Here is a 16863-nt window from a genome sequence, read left to right on the forward strand (position 1 = left end):
GATTTAGGGATGGAGCGACGTTATTTCGAGCGGAATCGTTCGTCGGAAGCGCTCGCTTGCGAATCCGCCAAATATACCATAGGGGGGTATAGTATGGGACATCTTAGCGAAAACAGTCAGCCGCTGATCATGCGGGTACGCCGCATGATCGGCCAGTTGCAGGCCGTAGAGCGCGCGCTCGTCAGCGGAGAGGACTGCGCCAAGACGCTACTGTTGAGCGCGGCTGTACGCGGCGCGGTCAATGGCTTCATCGACGAACTGATCGAAGATCATCTGCGCACGCACGTTGCCGCCCCCGAACTCACTCAGGAAGAACGCGATGAAGGCATGCAAGCCGTGATCACCGCGATCCGCCGCTACGCGAAATGACCCAGCACGATACCGTGGCAGCTCCCCAGACCGACCCGCTTTCTCACGCCCACGACTTCCTGGGCGCATCGCACGACGACAACGCCCGCCGCACCCGCTGGGCGGTGATCCTGACCGCCGTCATGATGGTGGGAGAGATCATCGCCGGTTATGCGACCGGGTCGATGGCCCTGCTGGCAGACGGCTTTCACATGGCAACCCACGCCGGCGCGTTGACCGTAGCGGCGATGGCCTATGCCTATGCCCGGCGCCATTCAAACGACCCTGCCTTCAGCTTCGGCACCGGCAAAGTGGGTGATCTTGCGGGCTTCGCCTCGGCTCTGGTTCTGGCGATCTTCGCGACCGGAATCGGCGTGGAGTCGGTCAACCGACTGCTGCACCCCGGCGCCGTGGCCTTTGGCGAGGCAACAATCGTTGCGGTACTGGGCCTGCTGGTGAACATCGCCAGCGCCCTCCTGCTCTCCGGCGACCATCACCATGGCCATCATCATGATCATGGCCACGATCATGGGCACGGTCATCATCGCCACGGCGACAACAACCTGCGATCGGCCTACCTCCACGTCATTGCCGATGCGCTGACTTCGGTGCTGGCGATCGCAGCGCTGCTTTCGGGTCGCTACCTTGGCTGGACCTGGCTGGATCCGGTGATGGGCATCGTCGGTGCAGTAGTCATCGCCCGCTGGTCATGGTCGCTGATGAAAGACACCTCCGGCGTCCTGCTCGACCGTACCGACCATCACATCGCGCAGGAAGTGCGCGAGGCGGTCGAAGGACCGGGCGACGCGCGCATCACCGACCTGCACGTATGGCGCATCGGCCCCGACGCCCACGCCGCGATCATCGCCGCCAAAACTCCCCTGGACCAGGCCGAACTGCGCCGCCGCCTGACACCCGTGCATGAATTGCGGCACGTCTCGATCGAGCGGCACTGAAACGGCTTCTCAGTCTGCCGTCCAGCCGCCATCAACGACAAGACTCGTGCCGGTCATCAGCGCCGACGCATCAGACGCCAGGAACAGCACCGCACCCATGAGGTCTTCCACCTGACCGATCCGGCCCAGCTTGATCTTCGTCAGCACGCTGGCCTTGAACGCCGCATCCTCGAAATAGGGCTTCGTCAGCGGCGTCTCGATGAACGTCGGCGCAATCGTGTTTGAACGGATGCCGTGGGACGCAAGATCCAGCGCCATAGCCTTGTTCATGCCCTCCAGCGCCCACTTGCTGGCGCAGTAAAGCGAACGCCCCGGCCCGCCTACATGGCCCATCTGCGAACCCATGTGGATCAGGCTACCCTTCGTGCCTGCCGCCATCATCCGCCGCACGCAGGCCTGCGCTACGAAGAAGGCGCTCTTCACATTGAGATCGAGAACGGCGTCGTAATCCTCCCCCGTTACATCCCACATCGGCTTCGGCCGGTTCGTCCCAGCGTTGTTGACGAGGACATGAAACGGCGCTCGCGCGTCGAAGAACGCGGCGACGGCGTCAAGGTCCGACACGTCGAGCGTGACGGCATGGGCGGTGCCGCCCTGCGCGGCAATCTCGGCGGCTACGGTCTCGATCTCACCGGCAGTGCGCGCGACAAGGGTTACTTCGGCCCCGGCCTGCGTCAACGCGGCGGCAGCCGCAAGGCCGATGCCGCGCCCTGCCCCCGTAACCACGGCGCGGCGGCCATCGAGGCGCAGGCTGGGCGTGATGGGCAGGGTCATGGTCGTTTCTCTCATCGCGAGTTCAGGAATGGCCGGGCAGGAAGAGCCCGATCCGGCCGCCCTGTCCACCCCTGCCCGTAGCCCCGAGGGGAAGAAGTGCCGATCAGGCGGCCGTCTCGGCCGTCGGCTCTGCCTGTCCGGCATAAGGCACTGCCCGGCCACCGAAGCGGCGCACACGGATGTTGGCCTGCTCGCCGTGGCCGGCAAAACCCTCCAGCGCGCAGAGACGGCTGCAGTATTCGCCGATCAGAGCCGAAGCCTCGTCGGTGGTAATACGCTGATACGTGCAGGTCTTCAGGAACTTGCCGACCCAAAGGCCGCCCGTGTAGCGCGCCGCCTTCTTCGTGGGCAGCGTGTGGTTGGTGCCGATCACCTTGTCGCCAAAGCTTACGTTGGTGCGGCTTCCCAGGAACAGTGCACCGTAATTGGTCATGCTTCTGAGGAAGAAATCGGGATCGGCGGTCATCACCTGAACGTGCTCGGAAGCGAGATCGTCGGCGACCTGAACCATCTCCTCATAGCTCTCGGCCACGATCACCTCGCCGAACGTCTCCCACGCCTTGCGGGCATGCTCGGCGGTGGGCAGAATTTCAAGCAGCCGCTCGATCTCGGCTATGGTCGCGCGCGCGAACTTCTCCGAATTGGTGAGCAGGACGCCCGGGCTGTCGGGGCCATGCTCGACCTGTCCGAGGATATCGGTGGCGGCGATTTCTGGATCGCAGCCGATCTCATCGGCGATGATCAGCGTCTCCGTAGGACCGGCGAAAAGGTCGATGCCCACGCGCCCGAACAACTGGCGCTTGGCTTCGGCAACGAAGGCATTGCCTGGGCCGACGAGGATGTCGACCGGCTCGATCGTCTGGGTCCCGATCGCCATGGCGCCGATCGCCTGGATGCCGCCCAGCGCGTAGATTGCGTCGGCCCCGGCCATCGCCTGCGCAGCAACAATTGCGCGCGCGGGCTTGCCCTGAAACGGCGGGGCGCAGGTAATCACCCGCTTCACGCCGGCGACCTTGGCAGTGATCACGCTCATGTGTGCGCTGGCGAGAAGCGGGTACTTGCCGCCCGGCACATAGCAGCCTGCGGAGTTCAGCGGGATATTCTTGTGGCCCAGCACGACGCCGGGCAGGGTCTCCACCTCGACGTCGGTCATCGAGGCGCGCTGGATTTGCGCAAAGTTCCGCACCTGCGTTTGCGCGAACTCGATGTCCTTGCGTTCCTGCGGGGATAGGCTGTTCACGCAGGCCTCGATCTCGGCTTGGGACAAGCGGTAGTCCTCGCGGTCCCAGCCATCGAACTTGTTGCTCATCTCGCGCAGGGCGATGTCGCCCCGCGCCGCGATATCAGCCAGAGCGGCTTCCACGATATCGCGCACCTTGCGGTCCGCAGTCGCCTTCGCCTCGGCACTCGCGCCGCGCTTGAGATAGATCGCCATTCGTCCTGCTCCTGCCTGGGGCCGCCGGCCCCGAGTCTCGATAGCCGACAACGCGGCTCGTCGGCGCAGGTGAATACAGGTTCCCGCCGCGCCCTGAACCGGACGCAGATCTCATCTCCACCTGATGAAAGTGATCGGCCGCAAAGCCCCTAACCGAGCCAGCGAGCAGGCGGCTATAGTCCTCGGAGTGGCGAAGTCGGCGTTTTCCGCGTCATCTTTGCCCCGGCACTTCAATCCGCGCACGCGCCCTTCGAGCAACCCGCTTAGCGCCTTGAGATTGCGATTGGCGTTGAAAGGCGCCGTGATCGCGAAAGAGAGCCCTGTTATGAACCCGTCCGCGTTTGTCGCACATGGAAAAACTCCACCGCCGGCAGAAACGGCCACACTCCGCCAGCGATTGCTCACGACCAGAAAGCTAGGAGCCATTCGGCGCGAGCAAGGGAGCAATTGCTTGTGCGGCGCGCAAAGAAATAAAGGGCTTCCAAGCAAGAGTCAGACCTCTTGTATATCTAATTTAACTTAGCTATACATATCGCCAGTAACCCTTGTTTTTTCGGGGTTTTTCAGCCGACCATGAACGACAAAACCACCGATTTTGCCTCCTCGGAGGCGCTTGCCATGTTGGCGCTCGGCCGCCTCGACGGCGCACTGGAGCATGGCACGCCGGTCGTCCATCGTATCTTTGCCGGCCAAATACTGCGAGGCACCCTCGTAGCCGCGCTCCGGCAGGAAGGCCATCTTTTCACAGAGCCACGCTTCCATGCCTGGTTCGCCGGGCTGACCACCCTGTCCGAAACACCATCACGCCATGCCAACGCCCCGCGCTCGCTGTGCGAAGGTATTCTGACCGAACTGGCACACACCAGCTGGCCCCCGCTCGCGGACATTGCGCTGCGCCTGAAACCCGCCCTGTTGGCCCCGCAGGACCTGCAATCGCAGGAAGCCTACGCCCGCACCCACGCCACGATCGAAGATGCCCGCATCTTGGTCGAAGGGCACTCGCCGGAGCGCGCGCCCCTTCCCTTCACGTCGCTATCCCACCTCTACGGCGCCGTGGCCGACAGCCTTCGCTTCGCCCCCGCCGAACGCCAGCCCTCCCCTATGGCGCTGGCTCGGCGCCGCTTCACTGTAGAGCACCCTGCCCCATCCTCACCTCGCTGGGCGATCGAAATCCAGTATGGCGAATGGCTGCGCAAAGCAGGCATTTTACGCTGCGCACTGCCCTTCACTGACCTGATCCGCCTCGAAGTCCTGACGGTCGACAATCCCGGCACCGCCCGTACCATCCGCGCCGACGCGTTGCACGCCGCTGCCAGCCACATGTTCCGGCAACTAGGCGAAGCCACCCGGTTGTCTCTCGAAGGCGACGAACGCCTCGCCGGACAACGCACCACATCGCGCGCACCGGCACTGTTCGAATTACTGGCGGGCTTTGGTCCCATGCGTTCCGCACAGATAGAAAGTGCGCTTGGCGCGACGCGCATCGGCGTGCGAGGGATGGTCGTCACACTCGAAGATCGAGGCATGATAGCGCGCAGTACAATTGCCGGGTCGCACCTTCATGCGCTTGTGGCTGGCACCTTCTCCGGTCCTGCGGAGATCGAGGAAGGCACCCTGTCCCCCTTCACGGCGCAGGCGCTTGCCGATTTCGAAGCATCGATGGCCCACGTGGACAGCCTTTTAGGCGGCAGCGTCGATCAAGAGGATGAAGGCGAGGATTGATCATCTTTCGGGGCCAACTTCTGGAAAGTAAGTCTTTAGGCCGAAAAACAGCCCTTCGCCTTGTTTCCAAGCCCAATTTCGACTTCGCCGCAAACCACCCTTAGAGCGGCGATACGCAACCGCAGATAGGCAGGTGGCCAAAGAGGCCTCAAATGCGCCCCACGGGCTCCTGAGGGCATTTTTGGTAAAATTGACCTTAGGTGGGATCAACAGAGGCTCAAATTCACCAAATATCCGACCATCGTCCGCTCAGCCCACTTCCGCGCGGAGCAATGGCCGAAAACTCATTCCGCGATCAGGTTGCGGATGGCAGCCAGCACTTCATCGACCGACGCGCCTGACTTGGGCACCACGCGCAGCGTCAGTCCGCTACGCGCCGAGCGGGAATAGCGCAGCATCGGCTTGCCGTTGCCGGCTTTGAGAATAACTTCCCCGCCACTCTCCTTCGCCTTTGCGACAGTAGCACGGACAAGTCGCTTGGCGATCTCTGGACCACTAAGGCGGGTACCAAGGTCAGCACGTTCGTCGCTGATCACCTTGCCTTCTGCCGCCATGAGCGCGAACGCGCGCGGATCGCCCGCCAGCGGCTTCACGTCGCGCGCAACACGCACGGTGATGTCGTGGGTATCGGCGAATGCATCGACGATCTCGTCCGGCAGACGGGCGACATCGAGCAGACGGCTCAGCCACGAGCGGGAGATTTTCAGATGTTCCGCCATCTCGCTCTGAGACCCGTCGTAGAATTCGTTGAGCGCGCGCATGTACTCCTTCGCGCGCTCCCAATCCGAGATATCCTTACGAGAACGGTTCTCGATGTCGGAAACCCGAAACGCCTCTTCATCGGAGACGTGCTGGATGGTGACGAGGTATTCGAAGTCGGGATGGTGATGGGCGCGCAACCACTGCACCGTCCACCACCGACGAACGCCCGCGATGATCTCGAAATCGTGGTCAGGATCGTTCTGAAGGCGGCGAACGATTGCCGGAATGCGCTGCTTCTTGGCCGAGAGAAATGCGTCGATCAAGTCGCGGCATGTCTCCTCATTGAGGTGATCGAGATCGCGGTTGTGAAGGCGCCAGGGACGGCAACGAACCGGGTCGACCCATTCGGTCCGGTCGGTCACGACCTTGCCGGTAGCAAGCCGCGCAAGGGTCTGACTGCGGCTTGCCATGATGCTTTCCGACGGAGCAGAGGCGTCCAGCTCCTCGTCATCGAGGCCCTCTGTGAGACTGCTTCCGAAGCCGCGATTACCCTTGCTCATCTCTTGGTCCTTCCTGAAAGCGCCTTATCGATACCTCTGTTGCCACGTGGCAACCGCACCGAAGATGCCCTTCCCTGTAATTTCGGCAATCACTCCATTGTCTAGGGGGAGTATGATTAGCCATTTGAAAATAAGACATTTTTTAGCTCGTTGCCACGTGGCAACAGATCAACTCACGTCCTTCGCCCGGCTGGTCCAGGTGCGCAGAACGTCCTGCTCGATATCGTGACAAACGTCGTTCAGGAAACGTACGCAGCGGTTGTGGACCTCATGCGAGGTCACCGGGCGATCCAGCTCGTAGACCGTCTTCATGCGCGAACTGGCGTTGTCGATCTCGGCGCTGACCTTGAGTACCGAATTGATCATCGAGCCCCCGAAGACCTGGCGCATCATCGTCAAAATCTCGCGGTGCATCGACTTGCTGTCGTCGACACGGCTGCCGACAAGACGGATGAAATTATAGGCCGGCTTTACCCTCCCCCCAAGCTGCTCCAGCTGCTTCATCGTCGTGCGTGCCATGTCGATGAAGGACACTGTCGAGGCGAAATCCATCACACTCGGCGGCGCCGGGATGACCATCGCATTGGCCGCCTGCAGTACCGCCATCGAGACCATACCCAGCGCCGGCGGCGGATCCATGATGACGATGTCGTAATCGTCGACGACGGTGTCGATGGCCTGCCCGATCAAATCGATGACATCGAAGCTCTGATTCTGGGCAAGGTAACCGGCGATCTCGTATTCCAGGTTATAGAGCTTGAGGTTTGCCGGGATCAGGTCGAGCCCATGGAAGTGGGTCTTGCGGATGATCGAGCGCACGCCGAGCAGCTCGGGATTATGGAAGTGCCCATAGAGAGTGTCGTCTTCACCGAGGTCGACGTCGGGACGGTAGCCGAACATCATCGTCGAGCTGGCCTGGCTGTCGCAATCGATGAAGAGCACGCGGTAGCCACGGATCGCGAAATGCTGGGCGAGGTGCAGCGCCAGCGTCGACTTGCCGACCCCGCCTTTGAAATTGGAAATCGAGATGATCGCCGGAACGTCCTCCGGCGCGCGCCAGGGGCGAGTGCCGAAGACGGCGCGCATGTGGTCGAGTTCCTCCAGCGTATATTGCACCCGGTGGCCCGATGCAGTCCGATCGCGTGCAGGCAAGCGCCCGTCGCGTTCAGCTTCGCGAATCGCCGACGCTGTCCGACCGACGAGCGATGCCGCTTTCGAAATCGCGAAAGAGGGGCCAACTTTATGGCCGGTCTCCGGGTCGAGCGCACCGTCACGGATGCGCTTCAGGATGGTGAGGGCCTTACGGTGAAGCAGGTCGAGGCTGTCCTCCAGCAGTTCATTGCCGGGGACGTCGGAGCGGGCATCGGATGCAGGGTGGGTCGCCATGAATACCAGTCTTGTGGGTTTGAGCCCCGACAGTACCCTCGTTGGAAGTTTCGAGCAACAATCGTCCACCAGTCTTCCAATCGAGCCGATGATCTCCGAGCCTTTTAACCGCGGGAAGGAATGACGGACGACACGTGCCGTTGTTCGGACCGATGATCTCGGTGCCGTTTTGTCGCGCAGCGCGCCGTTCACGAGTTGTCAGCGTTGGTTCTGGAGTCCGATTTCCGCGGTTTTCCCACGACACCGATGATCTCGGTGCAGGCCGATGATTCCGGTGCGCTTTGCCGATGATCTCGGTGCCTGAATGACCGATGATCTCGGTGCAATAACCTATACTAGAATCCCTAAATCAAAACCGATTCGCGAATCGGCTGTTTATGAAAATGCAGGGAAAAAGGTGAGAACTCCGGAACGGCTCCGAGATCATCGGTGACATTGTAGGTTTCAACCACCAAATGCCCCCGAAACTGCCAACGCACTTGCGTTTGAGGACCAAACCTGTTGTCTGAACCCCACATTACGGGTCCCGAGTCGGGGCAGAGCTAGGGTGATATGAGCAGCGGGGATAGCAGTAAGCCGATCGGACACCAGTATGCCCTTGCCATGTTGGATGGCGGGGAAGCGCAGGTTCGTTCGCTCGCGCTGCGGGCCGGGTCACAGGTTACCATGGATGCGTTTCTGCGGGTTCAGGACGAGGAGCCTGTGCCTGCGTTCCTGCATTCGGCCCTGTGCGCCATGTCGCTGCCGACCAAGCGCCCCAAGGACGAGACGCAGCCGATTCTGCGTGAAGACGGCAAATATGCCTTGGCCATCAATCCCAGGCCCGTGCTGCAGACGGTAGACGGTAAGCCTGTGCTGCGCAGCCTGGGGGTGCCCTATGGGGCATATCCCCGCGTTGCGTTGATCTATCTGCTATCACAGGCCGTGACCAAGCGGTCGCGCGACGTCTATCTGGGGCGTAACTTTACCGAGTGGATGCGCCGTCTGGGCTATCAGACCGTATCTTACGGACCGCGCGGAACCGCCAATCGAATGCGGGAGCAGGTGGATCGCCTGCTCGCCTGCGAATGGCAGATTCGCTGGGATGGCACCGAAGCCGAAGGCAACGCATTTGCCGTGCGCGATGTGAAGATTTCCAACGAATACGCCGGTTCGCTGGAGAAGAACGGAGCCTTCGCGAGGGAAATCCGTATGTCAGAGGGGTTCTACGGGCACCTTATCGAGCATGCCGTGCCGCTCAACGAGGTGGCGATTCGCGAACTCAAGGGCACGCCGACAGCGCTCGATCTCTATACATATCTTGCCTATCGCCTGCCGCGCATCACCAGCGACAAGGGGCAGACAATTTCGTGGGACCAGCTTGCCCGCCATCTCGGCAACGACGCTGACTCCAAGCGTTTCCGTCAGACGGTGCGTGAAACGATGCAACTGGTCTCGGCGGTCTATCCCAATGCCGACGTCGACCTTTCAGGGCGCAAGGTAGTTTTGAATCCCTCGCCCGCGCCGCTCGAGCGCAAGCTCGTGGGCACGCATTTGCGGTTGCTTGGAGCGCCAGCGACAGAAAGGGCACCGAGATCATCGGTCCCCGCAAAAGACGGTGAGAGCAAACGGGCAGACACTGCAGCTGAGGAGGCTACGCTTGCCTTCCCCAGCGGTAGCCTCAGCTTCGGTGCGCGCGAGACGGCGTTCCGTATAATCGGCGTCGACAAGGGACATCCCTGGTCGGTGGATCAGATGGCCGATGCTTTCAGGGCGGGTTTCCCGGGGATCGCGCGCAAGCGCAGCGAGAAGGAATGGCTTCGCGTCTGGGAAGCTTTCGTCGTCAGCTACGCTAAACGTCGGGACAATTCGGAAGGCGAATGACCGATGATGTCCGAGCCGTTTTCGGCTTGGGCAGGGAAGGGGGCTCTCATACCCTTTGCAGGGAGCCCCATTTTACCCGCTCGTCGACCAGTTTGCGAAAATTGAGCGTCGCTGGCGACGCGTCGCGGGCGTGGAACATCACCAGCTGACTGGAAAATGGCATTTCGATATGCCGGAACACCAGCGTATCGACGTTGAAGCGGGCCAGTGATCGCGACAGGATCGTGATGCCCATCCCCGCAGCCGTCAGGCCGACGAGTGTGCCGAAACTGTTGGCCTCCAACGTCACGTTCGGCCGAAAGCCCTGAATTTCGCAGTGCACCGTGAGCATTTCGTTGAACCCGGCCCCGTTCATGGAACCGAACAGGATCAGCGGCTCGCTTTCTATATCTGTCAGAAACAGCGCGCGCTGCAGATTCGCCAATGGATGGTCGCGGCGCATGGCCAGAACCATGCCTTCGCGCTGTAGGGGGAGGGTGTGCATCGTCTCGGGCAGATCGAGCGCCGAGAATGCGCGCAGGATGCCGATGTCGATCGTGCCGCGCTCCACCCCGGTGATCTGTTCGTCACGGGGCAGCTCGTTCAGCTCGACGCTGATCTGCGGGAACGAACGGCGGTAGCGCGCGAGCGTGTCCATTACTGCGGCAATGAACGGGACGGACGGCGACATGCCGAGGCTGAGCCGGCCGATCTCTCCGCTATGAGCAAGGCGGGCTACGCGCGCTGCGCGTTCGGCTTGGGCCAGCGTTTCTTGTGCCTGGGGCAGGAACTGACGTCCGGCCTCGGTCAATTGCACGCGCCGGCTGGTCCGGTCGAAAAGCCGCACGCTCAATTCTTCTTCAAGCGTGCGTATCTGCTGGCTTAGCGGAGGCTGCGAAATGCCCAGCCGCTGTGCGGCATTGCCGAAATGCAGCTCTTCGGCGACGCAGATGAAGTAGCGAAGGTGCCTCAATTCCACGGTTTGCAGTCCTTAACCATTCAGAGGTTTTAGATATCGATCAAGCCTCTTTATATATTGGACAGAAAAGATTGAAACGAGCATCGGCAAAATGCGAGCAAAACTCCTCGTGACGCAACCGGCCAGAACCGCATTCCCCCAAAACGGCGACCGGGGCGTCTTTCCTTTTTTCTGAATCCCGGGCGTTCCAGCTCGGTCCCTTGGATTGCCGCGCCATGCGGCCAGCCATGGGGCGAAAAAAGCCCCGAGAGGATAGCGAAAGGGGCCGTAGGCTGCGGGTAGTCCGCAGGGTACGGCGTACGGAGAAGTCGATGATCGGTATCGTCAAAGTCGCCCTCAACCGCCCGCTGACGTTTATCGTCATGGCCATCCTGATCGGCATTGGCGGCATCATTGCGGCGCTGAAGTCCCCGGTCGACATCTTCCCCGAGATCAAGGTTCCGGTCATCGCGGTCGCCTGGCAATATGCCGGTCTGCCACCGCAGGACATGACCGACCGTATGGTCACCCCTTTCGAGCGCGTGTTGACGACTACCGTCAACGACATCGAACATATCGAAAGCCAGTCCTACCAGGGCTTCGGCATCGTCAAGATCTACTTCCAGCCGAACGTCGACATCCGCACTGCGACGGCCCAGGTAACCTCGATCTCGCAGACGATTCTGCGTCAGCTTCCGCCGGGGTCGACGCCGCCGCTCATCATCAACTATTCGGCTTCCACTGTGCCGATCCTGCAGCTTGCGATGTCAGGCAAGGGGCTGTCGGAACAGCAGCTGTTCGACATCGGGCAGAACCAGATCCGGCCCAAGCTGGTTACCGTCCCCGGCCTTGCCATGCCGTTCCCTTCCGGCGGCAAGCAGCGCCAGGTCCAGATCGACCTCAACCCGCAGGCTCTGCAGGCGCGCGGCCTTTCGGCGCAGGACGTCGGGAATGCCATTGCCGCCCAGAATCAGATCAATCCCGCCGGTTTCGTGAAGATCGGCGCGACCCAGTACAGCGTAAGGCTCAACAACGCGCCGGATTCGATAGAGGCGCTCAATGAGCTGCCGGTCAAGGTCGTCAACGGTGCCACCATCTACATGCGCGATGTCGCCTATGTCCGCGATGGCAGTGCCCAGCAGCAGAACGTCGTCCATGTCGATGGCGGGCGCTCTGTTCTTCTCACCGTGTTCAAGAACGGCGCGGCATCGACGCTGGCGGTGGTCAACGGGGTGAAGGACGCGCTGCCCAAGATCCAGGAGACGCTGCCCGCCTCGCTCAAGATCCTGACCGTGGGCGACCAGTCGCTGTTCGTGAAAGCGGCGGTCAGCGGCGTGATCCATGAAGGTGCGATCGCAGCGGCGCTGACCTCGCTGATGATCCTGCTATTCCTCGGTTCCTGGCGCTCCACCGTCATCATCGCGCTGTCGATCCCGTTGGCCGTGCTGGCCGCGATCGCTGCGCTGGCGGTGTTCGGGCAGACGCTGAACGTCATGACGCTGGGCGGCCTCGCGCTTGCGGTTGGCATCCTGGTCGACGATGCAACGGTGACCATCGAGAACATCAACTGGCACCTGGAACAGGGCAAGGGGGTGATCGAATCGATCCTCGACGGCGCGGCGCAGATCGTGACGCCGGCTTTCGTATCGCTGCTGTGCATCTGCATCGTCTTTGTGCCGATGTTCTTCCTGCCGGGCGTTGCCGGATACCTCTTCGTGCCGATGGCGCTTTCGGTGGTATTCGCGATGATCGCTTCGTTCATCCTGTCGCGCACGCTGGTGCCGACCATGGCGATGTACCTGCTGAAGCCTCATCAGCCGCATGACGAGAACAGCCACAATTCCGGCGAGCCGGGTTCGCGTAACGTCTTCGTGCGGTTTCAGCGGGGCTTCGAGGCCCGGTTCGAAAAGCTGCGTTCGGGCTATATCGGCATGCTGCACCGCGCGCTCAATGCGCGCCGGGGCTTCATGATCGGCTTTATGGCAATAGTGGTGCTGTCCTTCGGGCTGCTGCCGTTCCTGGGAAGCAACTTCTTCCCGACCGTCGATTCCGGCCAGATCGCGATGCACGTGCGCCTGCCTTCGGGCACACGCATCGAAAGTTCCGCCGCGCGCTTCGAGGAAGTGACGCGGGCGGTGCACGGCATCATTCCTGCCGACCAGCTGGCGTCGATCACCGACAATATCGGCTTGCCGGTCAGCTCGATCAACACGATCTACAACAACAGCGGCACGATCGGGCCTCAGGACGGCGATGTCCTGATAACGCTTAAGGAAGGTCATGAGCCTACCGAGAAGTATGTCGAAAAGCTGCGCGCGCAGTTGCCGCGCCGGTTTCCCAGCGTGACGTTCTCATTCCTGCCTGCCGACATCACCAGCCAGATCCTCAACTTCGGTTCGCCTTCGCCGATCGACGTCCAGATCGCGGGCAGGGACGTTGCGGCATCGCGTGCCTATGCGCACAAGCTGATGGTGAAGCTGGCGAAGATCCCCGGTCTTGCCGACCTTCGCATCCAGCAGCCTTCGCATGCGCCTCAGCTTCAGGTCGATGTCGACCGCTCGCGCATTGGCCAGTACGGCCTGAGCGAAAGGGACGTGACGACCAGCCTCGCCAGTTCGCTTGCCGGTACATCGCAGACCGCGCCGGTGTTCTTCGTGAACCCGGACAACGGCGTGTCCTACCCGGTCGTGGCGCAGGCACCTGAATATCAGGTTGGTTCGATGAACGCGCTGTCGGACATTCCCGTGTCGGGAGCGGTCGGCATCCCGACGCAGCCCCTGGGTGCACTTGCCTCGCTTTCGCGTTCCAGCACTGCGCCGATCTCGTCGCACTACAACATCCAGCCGGTGATTGACATCTACGGCACCCCGCAGGGCCGTGATCTTGGCGGCGTGGCGGCGGATGTGCAGGAGGCGATCCAGTCGCTCAAGGCCGAGGAGCCCAAGGGTTCCACCGTAACGATCCGCGGTCAGTACCAGACGATGAATACGGCTTTCTCCGGCCTCGGCTTCGGCCTTCTGGGGGCGATCTTCCTGATCTACCTGCTGATCGTCGTGAACTTCCAGAGCTGGGTCGATCCGTTCGTCATCATCACCGCACTGCCCGCCGCACTGGCCGGGATCGTGTGGATGCTGTTCGCCACCGGCACCACGCTATCGGTACCGGCGCTGACCGGGGCGATCATGTGCATGGGCGTGGCGACGGCCAACTCGATCCTTGTCGTCAACTTCGCGCGGGAGAAACTGGCGGAGCTTGGCGATGCGCGCGAGGCGGCGATCCAGGCCGGCCTCGTCCGTTTCCGGCCGGTGCTGATGACCGCGCTTGCCATGGTCATCGGTATGGCACCGATGGCCTTTGGTCTGGGTGAGGGCGGCGAACAGAACGCGCCGCTCGGCCGGGCCGTTATCGGCGGTCTTATCTGCGCGACGATCGCCACCTTGTTCTTCGTCCCTGTCGTGTTCAGCTTCGTCCATCGCCGCCGTACGCACGGCGGCGGGCAGACCTCTCCCGTGGAAATGCAGCCCAGCCATGCTTGAACCTGAAACTTCGCAAAACCCCGGCGAAAACACCGGACCCGACAGCCGCACGCTGAAGCGCGTCGGAATCGGCGCTGCCGTAGTGGCCGTTGCACTGGTCGGGTTCGGCATCGCCACCCGGATCAACGCCACCGGCGATCTGGAGGAAGTGGCCGCCCAGGCTGCCGTGCCGACCGTGACGGTCGTTTCGCCGACCACGGCCGAGGGCGGGGAGGGGCTCGTGCTACCGGGCACGATCCAGGCCTATAACAGCGCCGCGATCAACGCGCGGACCAATGGCTATGTGCGCCGCTGGCTGGCCGATATCGGCGACCATGTGCAGGCGGGCGAAACCCTGGCTATTCTCGATGCGCCTGAGATCGACCAGCGCCTCGCGCAGGCCAAGGCGGATTACCAGACCACGGTGGCCAACCAGAAGCTTGCCGCATCGACCGCGCGCCGCTGGCAGGCCATGCTGGCGCAGGATGCCGTTTCGCAGCAGGAAGTAGATGAGAAAGTCGGCGATCTTGCAGCCAAGACCGCAGTCGCCAATGCCTCGCTCGCCAGCGTGCGCGAATTGAACGCGCTGCGTGGTTTCACCCGCCTGTCGGCGCCCTTTAGCGGCGTCGTGACCAGCCGTTCGGCGCAGGTAGGTGCGCTGGTGGTGGCGGGCAACGCAGCCTCGCAGCCGCTGTTCACCGTTTCCGACGTGCACCGTATGCGCATCTATGTCCGCGTGCCGCAGGTCTATTCCTCGCAGGTTCGTGCAGGCATGCAGGCCAAGCTGACCCTGCCGGAATTTCCGGGGCGGGAATTCACCGCCAGCCTGACGCGAAGCGCCAATTCGGTCGATGCCCAGTCCGGCGCCATGCTGGTCGAGCTTCAGGCCGACAACGGCGACGGTGCGCTGAAGCCGGGCGCCTATGCCCATGTCAAATTCCCCATCGACGGGGCAGGGACGGGCCTGCGCCTGCCCGGCAGCGCGGTGCTTCCAGCCGAGGACGGCCCGAGCGTTGCGCTTGTCGGCAAGGATGGGCGCGTAACCCTGCGCCGCGTCACCATCGCGCGGGACGAGGGCAAGACGGTGCTCGTCTCGGTGGGGGTAAAGCCGGGTGACAAGGTCATCGATTCCCCGCCGGACTCGATCCAGACCGGCGACAAGGTACAGATCGCCGCGCCTGACAAGGGGGCCGATAAGGGGGCGAAGCCCAATGGTTAAGTCGATCGCCGGAATTCCGGCGGCGGCCATGCTGTCGCTCGTGCTGGGAGCCTGCTCGATGGCGCCCGACTACAAGCCGCCGGTGACCACCCCGCCCGCGCAGTTCAAGGAAGTGGCCGGCTGGACCGGAGCGACCCCCGGCGACGATGCCGTCCGCGGAGACTGGTGGAGCGCTTTCGACGATCCGGTTCTGGCCGATCTGGAGCGGCGTGCCGCCGCTGCCAGCCCCACACTGGCCGCCGCGCTCGCGCGCTACGATGCGTCGCTCGCTGCTGCGCGCGTCAACGAAGCCGATCTGCTGCCCTCTGCCGGGATCAGCGGCGATGCCTCGCGTGAGCGGCGCTCTGCGAACCGCCCGCTGACGACCGGCTCGGCTGCCCAATACAACGACTATGTCGTGGGCGGATCGATCGCTTACGAGCTGGACCTGTGGGGCCGCATCCGCAACCAGGTGAAGGCATCGAAGGCCGAGGCTCAGGCAAGCAAGGCCGATCTCGCGTCGGCGCAGCTCAGCCTCCAGGCGTCTGTCGCAGACGCCTATTTCCGCCTGCGCGGGCTCGATGCGCAGGCGCAGTTGCTGGACCGTTCGGTTGACGCTTTTGCGCGGGCCTATGACCTGACGTCCAAACGCCGCAGCGGCGGCATTGCCTCGGGCATCGACGTCAATCGTTCGCGCACCGTGCTTGGCAATGCCCGCGCGCAGGTCGCCACCGTGGCCAACCAACGCGCTGCGACCGAGCATGAAATCGCTGCACTGGTCGGCGAACTGGCAAGCCAGTTCTCGCTGCCTGCCGCCGTTGGCCCATTAGATCCGCCGAAGCTGCCCATCGCGACGCCGTCCGAACTGCTCCAGCGCCGCCCCGACATTGCATCTGCCGAGCGGCGGGTCTTCGCCGCCAACGCCCGTATCGGCGTAGCGCGTGCGGCCTTCTTCCCCTCGCTGACGCTTGGCGCGAATGGCGGCTGGGAAACGACCGGCGGCAGCCTGCTGACCGCGCCGAACACGTTCTGGGCGCTTGGCCCGCTGTCCAGCCTGCTCACCGTGTTCGATGGCGGCAAGCGCACCGCGCAGGTCAAGATTTCGCGCGCCGAGTACGAGGAAGTGGCCGCCGACTACCGCGGCACGGTGCTGACCGCCTTCCGTCAGGTCGAGGATTCGATTGCAGCGCTCCACCACCTCTCGGACGCTTCGGTCGCGCAGAAGGACGCTGCCGAGGCAGCGCAGCGCACTAGCGACATCGCCATGTCGCGATACCGCGACGGTGCTTCGGGCTATCTCGATGTGGTGACCGCGCAAACCGACGCGCTCGATGCGCAGCGGGCCTATATCTCGGTGCAGACGCAGCGGATGCAGGCGAGCATCGAACTGGTGCGCGCAACCGGCGGCGGCGCGGCCGATGTTCCGGTGGCGAGCACGCAGTAGCGCTCGTTTCGTTGCGCTGGCAA

Annotated in this window: 12 protein-coding genes; 7 read left to right on the forward strand and 5 right to left on the reverse strand. The window is 62.8% G+C overall.

Annotated features, from left to right (window positions below; genetic code table 11):
- Window positions 1-93 precede the first annotated feature (93 nt).
- Both GVL61_RS10065 and dmeF read left to right on the forward strand, forming a co-directional pair.
- Window positions 94-369 carry a metal/formaldehyde-sensitive transcriptional repressor gene (locus GVL61_RS10065; protein WP_159979537.1) on the forward strand — a complete coding sequence of 92 codons (276 nt, stop codon included), beginning with the start codon at window positions 94-96 and terminating at the stop codon, window positions 367-369.
- Entirely contained in the window at window positions 366-1304 is a 939-nt protein-coding gene (gene dmeF / locus GVL61_RS10070; protein WP_159979539.1) for a CDF family Co(II)/Ni(II) efflux transporter DmeF, read from the forward strand. The genes GVL61_RS10065 and dmeF overlap by 4 nt, the downstream gene beginning before the upstream one ends.
- A gap of 9 nt (window positions 1305-1313) precedes the next feature.
- Here the strand turns inward: dmeF and GVL61_RS10075 are convergent, their stop codons facing one another.
- A complete protein-coding gene (locus GVL61_RS10075) occupies window positions 1314-2078 on the reverse strand; it encodes an SDR family NAD(P)-dependent oxidoreductase (protein ID WP_159979541.1) in 765 nt (254 codons plus the stop codon).
- 103 nt (window positions 2079-2181) lie between these two features.
- Window positions 2182-3513, reverse strand: a complete 1332-nt coding sequence (hisD, locus tag GVL61_RS10080; RefSeq protein ID WP_159979543.1) for a histidinol dehydrogenase — start codon at window positions 3511-3513, stop codon at window positions 2182-2184.
- Window positions 3514-4086: 573 nt separating this feature from the next.
- Between hisD and GVL61_RS10085 the strand changes: the two genes are divergently transcribed.
- On the forward strand, window positions 4087-5235 hold the full coding sequence (locus GVL61_RS10085) for a hypothetical protein (RefSeq protein WP_159979545.1): 1149 nt from the start codon (window positions 4087-4089) through the stop codon (window positions 5233-5235).
- Between the two features lie 284 nt (window positions 5236-5519).
- Here GVL61_RS10085 and GVL61_RS10090 read toward each other — a convergent pair whose 3' ends face one another.
- A complete protein-coding gene (locus tag GVL61_RS10090) occupies window positions 5520-6497 on the reverse strand; it encodes a ParB/RepB/Spo0J family partition protein (RefSeq protein WP_159979547.1) in 978 nt (325 codons plus the stop codon).
- Between the two features lie 168 nt (window positions 6498-6665).
- The gene (locus tag GVL61_RS10095; protein WP_159979549.1) at window positions 6666-7883 is read right to left on the reverse strand and encodes an AAA family ATPase; all 1218 of its coding nucleotides are present in this window, start codon (window positions 7881-7883) and stop codon (window positions 6666-6668) included.
- A gap of 552 nt (window positions 7884-8435) precedes the next feature.
- Here GVL61_RS10095 and GVL61_RS10100 point away from each other — a divergent pair.
- A complete protein-coding gene (locus tag GVL61_RS10100; RefSeq protein WP_159979551.1) occupies window positions 8436-9746 on the forward strand; it encodes a replication protein RepA in 1311 nt (436 codons plus the stop codon).
- A gap of 46 nt (window positions 9747-9792) precedes the next feature.
- Here GVL61_RS10100 and GVL61_RS10105 read toward each other — a convergent pair whose 3' ends face one another.
- Window positions 9793-10704 carry a LysR family transcriptional regulator gene (locus tag GVL61_RS10105; RefSeq protein ID WP_159979553.1) on the reverse strand — a complete coding sequence of 304 codons (912 nt, stop codon included), beginning with the start codon at window positions 10702-10704 and terminating at the stop codon, window positions 9793-9795.
- A gap of 311 nt (window positions 10705-11015) precedes the next feature.
- On the opposite strand from GVL61_RS10105, the gene GVL61_RS10110 reads away from it, so the two are divergent.
- The 3 genes from GVL61_RS10110 to GVL61_RS10120 are packed head-to-tail and all read left to right on the forward strand — an operon-like array spanning window position 11016 to window position 16840.
- Entirely contained in the window at window positions 11016-14219 is a 3204-nt protein-coding gene (locus GVL61_RS10110) for an efflux RND transporter permease subunit (protein WP_159979555.1), read from the forward strand.
- Complete coding sequence (locus tag GVL61_RS10115; protein ID WP_159979557.1) at window positions 14212-15417, forward strand: efflux RND transporter periplasmic adaptor subunit; 1206 nt, start codon at window positions 14212-14214, stop codon at window positions 15415-15417. Before GVL61_RS10110 ends, GVL61_RS10115 begins: the two co-directional genes overlap by 8 nt.
- Window positions 15410-16840, forward strand: a complete 1431-nt coding sequence (locus GVL61_RS10120; RefSeq protein WP_159979559.1) for an efflux transporter outer membrane subunit — start codon at window positions 15410-15412, stop codon at window positions 16838-16840. Before GVL61_RS10115 ends, GVL61_RS10120 begins: the two co-directional genes overlap by 8 nt.
- Window positions 16841-16863: the final 23 nt, after the last annotated feature.

Source organism: Novosphingobium sp. 18050 (assembly GCF_902706195.1).
Lineage (GTDB): Bacteria > Pseudomonadota > Alphaproteobacteria > Sphingomonadales > Sphingomonadaceae > Novosphingobium.

What these genes read in the sequence shown, in the direction of transcription:
- GVL61_RS10095 (WP_159979549.1), bottom strand. Translation starts at nt 7,883, where the DNA reads ATGGCGACCCACCCTGCATCCGATGCCCGCTCCGACGTCCCCGGCAAT.
- GVL61_RS10085 (WP_159979545.1), top strand. Translation starts at nt 4,087, where the DNA reads ATGAACGACAAAACCACCGATTTTGCCTCCTCGGAGGCGCTTGCCATG.
- GVL61_RS10075 (WP_159979541.1), bottom strand. Translation starts at nt 2,078, where the DNA reads ATGACCCTGCCCATCACGCCCAGCCTGCGCCTCGATGGCCGCCGCGCC.
- GVL61_RS10065 (WP_159979537.1), top strand. Translation starts at nt 94, where the DNA reads ATGGGACATCTTAGCGAAAACAGTCAGCCGCTGATCATGCGGGTACGC.
- dmeF (WP_159979539.1), top strand. Translation starts at nt 366, where the DNA reads ATGACCCAGCACGATACCGTGGCAGCTCCCCAGACCGACCCGCTTTCT.
- hisD (WP_159979543.1), bottom strand. Translation starts at nt 3,513, where the DNA reads ATGGCGATCTATCTCAAGCGCGGCGCGAGTGCCGAGGCGAAGGCGACT.
- GVL61_RS10110 (WP_159979555.1), top strand. Translation starts at nt 11,016, where the DNA reads ATGATCGGTATCGTCAAAGTCGCCCTCAACCGCCCGCTGACGTTTATC.
- GVL61_RS10120 (WP_159979559.1), top strand. Translation starts at nt 15,410, where the DNA reads ATGGTTAAGTCGATCGCCGGAATTCCGGCGGCGGCCATGCTGTCGCTC.
- GVL61_RS10115 (WP_159979557.1), top strand. Translation starts at nt 14,212, where the DNA reads ATGCTTGAACCTGAAACTTCGCAAAACCCCGGCGAAAACACCGGACCC.
- GVL61_RS10100 (WP_159979551.1), top strand. Translation starts at nt 8,436, where the DNA reads ATGAGCAGCGGGGATAGCAGTAAGCCGATCGGACACCAGTATGCCCTT.
- GVL61_RS10090 (WP_159979547.1), bottom strand. Translation starts at nt 6,497, where the DNA reads ATGAGCAAGGGTAATCGCGGCTTCGGAAGCAGTCTCACAGAGGGCCTC.